Origin of the sequence: Streptomyces sp. ERV7, assembly GCF_001653515.1 — a bacterium.
Classification (GTDB): Bacteria; Actinomycetota; Actinomycetes; order Streptomycetales; family Streptomycetaceae; genus Streptomyces.
Genome location: NZ_LYOY01000053.1, coordinates 1 through 6,868, shown reverse-complemented (window position 1 = coordinate 6,868; position 6,868 = coordinate 1). Strand labels below are relative to the sequence as shown.

General features: G+C 70.7%; 6 protein-coding genes and 1 pseudogene. All 7 read right to left on the bottom strand.

What is annotated here, in order from left to right:
- The coding region (locus A8W25_RS29540; protein ID WP_158942780.1) for an FAD-dependent monooxygenase at positions 1–218 on the bottom strand (218 nt) is incomplete at its 3' end.
- Positions 219–293: 75 nt separating this feature from the next.
- Positions 294–1,280: an alpha/beta fold hydrolase gene (locus A8W25_RS29535; protein WP_067167399.1), complete on the bottom strand. Its 987-nt coding sequence runs from the start codon at positions 1,278–1,280 to the stop codon at positions 294–296.
- 82 nt (positions 1,281–1,362) lie between these two features.
- Positions 1,363–2,199: an NAD(P)H-binding protein gene (locus A8W25_RS29530; RefSeq protein WP_067167398.1), complete on the bottom strand. Its 837-nt coding sequence runs from the start codon at positions 2,197–2,199 to the stop codon at positions 1,363–1,365.
- A 111-nt stretch (positions 2,200–2,310) separates the two neighbouring features.
- Positions 2,311–3,798, bottom strand: coding sequence for an FAD-dependent monooxygenase (locus A8W25_RS29525; RefSeq protein ID WP_067167397.1), 1,488 nt, complete (start codon positions 3,796–3,798; stop codon positions 2,311–2,313).
- A gap of 207 nt (positions 3,799–4,005) precedes the next feature.
- The gene (locus A8W25_RS29520) at positions 4,006–4,422 is read right to left on the bottom strand and encodes a pyridoxamine 5'-phosphate oxidase family protein (RefSeq protein ID WP_067167396.1); all 417 of its coding nucleotides are present in this window, start codon (positions 4,420–4,422) and stop codon (positions 4,006–4,008) included.
- 145 nt (positions 4,423–4,567) lie between these two features.
- On the bottom strand, positions 4,568–6,088 hold the full coding sequence (locus tag A8W25_RS29515; RefSeq protein ID WP_067167394.1) for an MFS transporter: 1,521 nt from the start codon (positions 6,086–6,088) through the stop codon (positions 4,568–4,570).
- A gap of 409 nt (positions 6,089–6,497) precedes the next feature.
- Positions 6,498–6,868 (bottom strand): annotated as a pseudogene (locus A8W25_RS29510) (nuclear transport factor 2 family protein); the annotation flags it as partial.

The window sequence follows — 6,868 nt, the reverse complement described above, 5'->3', positions numbered from 1 at the left end:
AAATGACCCTGCGCCCACTCCACATCCCCGAACCGGGCCAGCAGCCCCCGCTGGTCGAAGACCTCCGCGGCACGCCGCGTGAAACCCACCCCCCGCGACTCACCACTCGGCCCGGGCAACCGGTCATAGACAGCCACGTCCACACCGCCCAGCCTCAGCTCACCGGCGAGCATCAACCCAACCGGACCGGCCCCGACGACGATTGCGCCCTGAGTCATGTCACTCTCCTCGTACACATGTTGAACAGGCCATGGGATAAGTACCGTTGACGGGCCCGCCCCGGATCGGGCCGGTCAGACGAGGAACTTCAGCAGTTCGCTGCTGAGCAGCTCGGGCTGCTCCTCGGGGATGTAGTGGATCGACCGGTCCGCGCACACCACGCGAACGTCGGCCGCCAGCGTCGGCAGCACCTGCCGGAACTGGTCGTAGGTGAGCCGGGAGCCGATGCCCAGTACGGGCGCGGTCACCTTGCCGTAGGTCTTGAGGTCCGCGATGTCCTGGTGGGCGGCCTTGTACCAGGCGGCGCCCGCCCGGACGGCGTCGGGCGAGTCGTAGCGGTGCGCGTACACCGCACGGTCGAAGTCGGGCACGAGGGCCTGGTCGGGCAGGGAGTTGGCGAAGAGCCAGTCGACGATGTGCCGCATCCGGCCGGCCGCCAGCTGCTCGGGCAGGCCCTGCACCTGGTTGAACGCCCACCACCAGAGGTTGAAGCCCTGGTCGGGGCGGGGCAGCAGCGGGATGTCGTACTGGGTCTCGTCGACGTGCAGGGTGTCGAGGAGCGCGAGCCTGCGGGTGGCCGCCGGGTGGTTGGCGGCGAAACTGAACGCCACCATCGCGCCCATGTCGTGGCCGACCATGTTGACCCGGCTGTAGCCGAGCGAGCGCACCAGCGCGTGCACGTCACCGGCCATGGTCTTCTTGTCGTAGCCGCCCTGCGGCTTGTCGGAGCCCCCCATGCCCCGGATGTCGACCGCGATGACACGGTGGCGGCGGGCCAGCTCCGGCATCACGTGGCGCCAGGCCCACCAGGTCTGCGGCCAGCCGGCGAGCAGGACCACCGGGGTGCCGGAGCCGCCGGCGACATAGTGCAGCCGTACGCCGTTGACGTGCGCGTAGCGGCTGCGGAAGCCACCGGAGAGAGACCTGGCCAGTGCCGCGTCACTCGGGACGCGGTGCCTGGGGGCGGCCGTGGCGGGCTCGGCCACGGCGACACCGCCGGCCATCGCGAGGGCGGCGGACCCGGCGCCCAGGCCGATCATCTTTCTGCGGTCCAGCGACATACTGCGTCCTACCTGTCATACGTGTGCCTACATGGGGGGATTGCCTACGCCGTGGGGGATGGCGGTTTTTCGGGCCGGGCGGTCAGCCGCGGAACGGGCCCGCGTACTCCTCGGCCCACTCGGTGAAGGGCCGGCCCGGGTGGCCGGTGAGCTTCTCGACGTCACCGGTGAGCGGGACCGGGGAGGAGCTGGACGCCCAGAGTTCGAGCAGCGCGTCCGCGATGTCACCCGGCATGAAGTCGGGCTTGTTGGCCCGCCACACGGCCGGGGGGACCTCGGTGACCGGGATGGAGCGGCCCGCGGCCGCCTCGATGGCCGCGATGTGCTGAGTGAACGTGAGCGCCTCGGGGCCGGTGAGGTGGTACGAACGGCCGCGCAGGGACGGGTCGGTGAGCACCGCGAGCGCGGCCTCGGCGACGTCCCGCTCGTTGACCGGGTCGGCGTAGCTGTTGGGGTAGGGCAGGCCGACCGTGCCGCGCGCCTTGAGCTGCCAGGCCCACGGCATGGCGTTGCTGGCCAGGGCGCCGCAGTTCAGCGCGGTCGAGGTGATCGAGGAGGCGGCGAGCGCCCGCTCGACCGCGAGGTGGGGCGCGGCGATCGGGTTGACGGCGGCGTCGGGGCGCAGCACCGCGTCGGCGGACATCACGACGACGTGCTCGACACCGGCCTCCTCGGCCCGCTGGACGAACTCGTCGATGGCGGCGGCCTCGCAGTACAGGAAGACCGAGGTCACCCCGGCGAGCGCGGCGGGGAAGTCGGCGGGCTCGTCGAGGGCCAGCTTCACGGACTCGACGCCCTCGGGCAGCGTCAGCTTCTCGGGGCTGCGCGACCCGGCGCGTAAGGAGACGCCCCTGGCGGCCAGGAGCCGTAAGAGGTGCGAGCCGACTTTGCCGCTGCTGCCGGTGACGAGGACGGTCATGGTGATTCCCTTTCGGAGGGGCTGGGGTGGGCGTACGGCCAGGGCCTGTCCGGCGGGTAGGCGCCGGACAGGCCCTCGGCAGGGTGGCGGCTGGTACTGCGGATCCAGCTTCTAGCCGGCCACTTGAGCCGCGCCGAACCACTGCTCAAGCGCGTCGCGGAGCTTGCCGCCGTCGGGCGCGGCCCAGACGACGTGCCCGTCGGGGCGTACGAGAACGGCCTCGGGGTCCTGGTCGGTGGCGGTGTCCGAGGGGATCCAGCTGCCGCGAACCACGTCGACGCGGTCCGCCCAGCCCTCGGCGAGCTCGGCCGCCTCGCCCGAGCCGCCGGTGGTGATCAGGACACCGCGACCGGTGTGCAGCAGCTCCGCGACCCGGGCCTGACCGCCGTCGGTGAGCTTCACCTCGCGGTTGGGGGCGAGGCGCAGCCCGAGCAGCGGGTGGCCAGTGCCGTCGGTGTCGACGTCGTACCGCACGTCGAGACCGCTGACCAGGCCCGCGAGGTGGCGGGCGGCGTCCGGGATCTCCACCAGCTCGCGCAGCACGGCGCGCAGCGGCTCCATCTCCTCGCCGCTGAGGTAGATCAGCGACTGGGCGAGCGTGTTGCGGAGCAACTGCACGCCGACCGGGTGCCGTTCGGCGTGGTAGGTGTCGAGCAGCCCGTCGGGGGCCTGCCCCTTGATGGCCGCGGCCAGCTTCCAGCCGAGGTTGACGGCGTCCTGGAGGCCGACGCTGACGCCCTGCGCACCGAGGGGGGCGTGGTCGTGGGCGGCGTCACCGGCGAGGAAGACCCGGCCCTTGCGGTACTCGGTGGCCTGGCCGGTGGCGTTGGTCAGGGCGCACATCCAGCGGGCGCTCGCGCCGTGGATGTCCTCGCCGGTCATGCGCTGCCAGGCGTCCGCGAGCTCGGAGAACTTCAGCTCGCCCTCGCCGTGGTGCGGGCGCACACCCGGCTCGTGGATGACGATGCGGTCGATGCCGGGCTCAAGGGTGACCGAGAGGACCATGCCGCCGCCCTCGATGCGCTCGCCGATGGGGCGCATCCGCAGTCCGGCGCCGACCACGTCGGCCAGGTACATCCCGCGGGTGGCGGGCTCGCCCGGGAAGTCGATGCCGGCCAGGCGGCGGATGGTGGAGCGGCCGCCGTCGGTGCCGACGAGGTACTGGGCCGCCTCCTCACCGGGGCCGTCGGGGCCCTGGTACTCGACGACGACGCCGTCCTCGGTCTCGCGGTAGCCGGTGACCTCGTAACCGCGGCGCATGGTGACGCCGAGCTCCTCGACCCAGGCGCCGAGGGTCTCCTCGGTGCGGGACTGGGCCAGGCCCATGATGCCGTAGTGGCTCTCGTCCAGCTGGTCGAAGTTGATGCGGACCCCGCCGAAGTGGCCCTGCTTGCCCCAGCGGAAGTCACCGAGCTTGGCCAGCAGCCCGCGCTGGTCGAGTACTTCGGCCGTACGGCCGGTGAATCCGAGACCGCGCGACTCTCCACTGGGAGCCGGAAGCTTGTCGTAGAGGGCGACCTCCACACCGGCAAGGCGGAGTTCTCCGGCGAGCATGAGTCCTACCGGACCGGCCCCGACAACAATTGCGCCCTGGGTCATATTCGCACTCCTCGTGCAGCTGGATGACATGGATCAGCCGATATGACCGATGCTGGCAGCAGCTACCTGAGTACGACTCAAGTCCACTATTGAAAGCGGCAGTTGCTCCTTACCGCTGTCAGGAACACGAAAAACGCGGCACCGCCGGATTTTGTGGTCCGGCGGTGCCGCGCTGTGGAGAACCTGCGGTGAATTACGGGGACGGAATTACGTATTGAGGTTCATCACCCGGTCGACGGCGATCTCGAGAACCACCCGGCCGGGCGGATTCGGCGGCGCCGACCAATAGCGCTTGGCATAGCGCCTGACACCCTCGGTCACCCGCGCCGGGTCGTCCGACACCGTGCCGGTGCCCTCCAGGGTGACCCAGGCGAAGCCCTCCACCTGGCACAGGACGGCCCGGCCGCCCGGGTTCGCCAGTACGTTGCGGGCCTTGCGCGAGGTGACGACCGTCATGACCCGGGCGAGCCCCGACGCCGCGTCCCAGGTGAACCGGACGGGCGCCACATGGGGCGAGCCGTCGGGCCGCAGGGTGGTCAGCGTGGCGACGAGCGGTTCGGTGAGGAACGCCTCCACCGAGGCGGAGACCTCCGGAGCGCTCGTACGCCCTCGGGGCAGCGACATTGCGGATACGTCCTTCCAGGCGTCCCTCGGGGCCGCGGCCACGAACGGCCCGGCCCCCCAACGACCGGTGGCGCTCCTCCGCCAGGTGTCGGAGGAGCGCCACGGCCTGCCCAGCCCTATGCGGCGAGCGGGCGGTTCACAAAGGTCACTTCTCGACGCCGGCGGCCTCGGGCGTACCCGCGACCTCCGCGTCGCCGGTGCCGTGGGCGTGCGCGGAGCTCATCGACTGCGCACCCTTCGGCATGAAGAACAGCGCGACCAGGAGGGCGCTGAAGGAGAGGATGGCGGCGGCCAGGAACGCGAGGTGGTTGGCGTCCGCCTGGACGTCGTGGATCTTGGCGGGGTTGCCGCCCGTCTTCGCGAGCTTGTCCTCCAGGCCGTTGTACGCGATGGTCGCGATCACGGCGAGACCGAGGGCGCCACCGGCCTCCTGGCTGGTGTTGATGAGGCCGGCGCCGACGCCCGCCTCCTCGTCCGGGATGCCGACGAAGGCGGCGATCTGCAGGGTCACGAAGACCATGCCGCAGCCGAGGCCGAGCAGGATGAACGCGGGGAGCAGGTCGACCACGTAGCTGCCGTCGGCCGGGGCGCGCCACAGCAGGAGCAGACCGGCGGTGGTGCAGACCAGACCGGCCGCGAGCACCGGACGGGCCGCGACCTTGGCGATCATGCCGGAGGCGGCACCGGCGCCGACCGCCACCGAGAAGGCGAGCGGCACATAGGCGAAGCCCGCCTTCATCGGCGAGTAGCCGAAGGCCTGCTGCATGAAGAGGCTGGCGAAGAAGAACAGCGCGCCGAACGTACCGAAGACGAGGATCGCGGAGAAGTTGGCGACGCGCATCGTCTTGAGGCGGAAGATGCGCAGCGGCATCATCGGCGCCTCGACCTTGGTCTCGATGACGAGGAAGGCGACCAGCAGGACGACGACGCCGGCCAGGCTGCCGATCGTACGGGCGGTGCCCCAGCCGACGTTGATGGCCTCACCGAGGGTGAAGATGAGGAGCAGCAGACCGGCCGTCAGGGTCCCGGCGCCCGCGAAGTCGAAGCGCTGGCGCGGTGCGTCGGACTTGGACTCGGGGACGACGCGCGGGGCGAGCAGGGCCAGGCCGATGCCGATCGGCACGTTGATCCAGAAGATCCACTCCCAGCCGGGGCCGTCGGCGAGCACACCACCGAGGATCACACCGAGGATGGAGGCGATACCGGCGAGCGAACCCCACACACCGAGGGCCTTGTTGCGCTCCGGGCCCTCCGGGAAGGTGTTGGTCAGGATCGAGAGCGCCGCGGGGGCGATCATCGAGGCGCCGAGGCCCTGGAAGCCGCGGGAGGTGATCAGCATGGCGGCGTTCTGCGCCAGACCCGAGGTGAGCGAGGCGAGGGCGAAGATGAGGAAGCCGCCCATGAGGAACTTCCGCCGGCCGAAGGTGTCGGCGAGTCGTCCGCCGAGCAGCAGGAAGCCGCCGAGCACGGTCGAGTAGGCGGTGACGATGTAGTTCAGACTGACATCGGACATGTCGAGGCCGTCCTGGATGGACGGCAGGGCGAGGTTCACGATCGACACGTCGATGAAGACCATGAACTGGCCCAGGCAAACAAACGCCAGGATCGCACCGGGCTTGAAACCAGCCCCGGGTCCCGACCGCGCGAGTGAGTCGGCGGCAGCCATTACGAGACTCCTAAACTATGCAGGATCGAGTAGGTGAGAGCGCCCCCGGCGATGCCGGGTGGCTGCCGGACACAACCGCGGTCGGGTACGGAACGCCGCCCGAGAGTTCTGTTCCGGACGCGGGACGAACGTGTCAAAGGCTGCTCTCCATCGGGGGCTGGTGTATCGGGCGCCCCCCAACGAGGGCGACGGACGCTCCACCGGCGCTGCCCCCCTCGGCTCACCGGCCCGGACTCGTCCGTCACTGATATGACGGATCCCGCACGGCGAATGTGACCGCTGGACGAAAAATAGTTTTAGAACGGCATCTGACCTGCGGCGATGCCCCCGAAAACGGACGAAGGCCCGGGTCCGCCGAAGCGGTCCCGGGCCTTTTTCGCCCTCGCGGTGCCCTCTCGGGCGCCGGGGATCAGGCGCTCAGCAGCACCAGATCCAGCGCGTCCAGGCGGGCCGGGTCGGTGATGACCTCGATCTCGGTGATCACCGAGTCGGAGAAGCCGAAGCTCATCACCCGGAAGCCCGGCTTGCCGCGGTCCGCCACCACACCCGGCGAGCCGTCCACCAGGGCGGGCTCGGCGGACTTGGCGAATTGGGCGAAGGTGAGGGCCTGGCGGGCCACGGCCGCGGAGCCGCGCAGCACCGTGCCGCCGGGGCGGTCCGCCGCGTACGAGCGGGCCACGACGTCCGGGTCGAGGACGGCGACCAGGGCGTCGAAGTCGCCGCCGCGGGCCGCGGTGAGGAACGCCTCGACGACCTCGCGCTGGCGGGTGAGGTCGGGGG

Excerpts from the sequence above, each read along its gene's own strand:
- A8W25_RS29520 (WP_067167396.1), bottom strand. The coding sequence starts at position 4,422 with ATGTCGCTGCCCCGAGGGCGTACGAGCGCTCCGGAGGTCTCCGCCTCG.
- A8W25_RS29515 (WP_067167394.1), bottom strand. The coding sequence starts at position 6,088 with ATGGCTGCCGCCGACTCACTCGCGCGGTCGGGACCCGGGGCTGGTTTC.
- A8W25_RS29530 (WP_067167398.1), bottom strand. The coding sequence starts at position 2,199 with ATGACCGTCCTCGTCACCGGCAGCAGCGGCAAAGTCGGCTCGCACCTC.
- A8W25_RS29525 (WP_067167397.1), bottom strand. The coding sequence starts at position 3,798 with ATGACCCAGGGCGCAATTGTTGTCGGGGCCGGTCCGGTAGGACTCATG.
- A8W25_RS29535 (WP_067167399.1), bottom strand. The coding sequence starts at position 1,280 with ATGTCGCTGGACCGCAGAAAGATGATCGGCCTGGGCGCCGGGTCCGCC.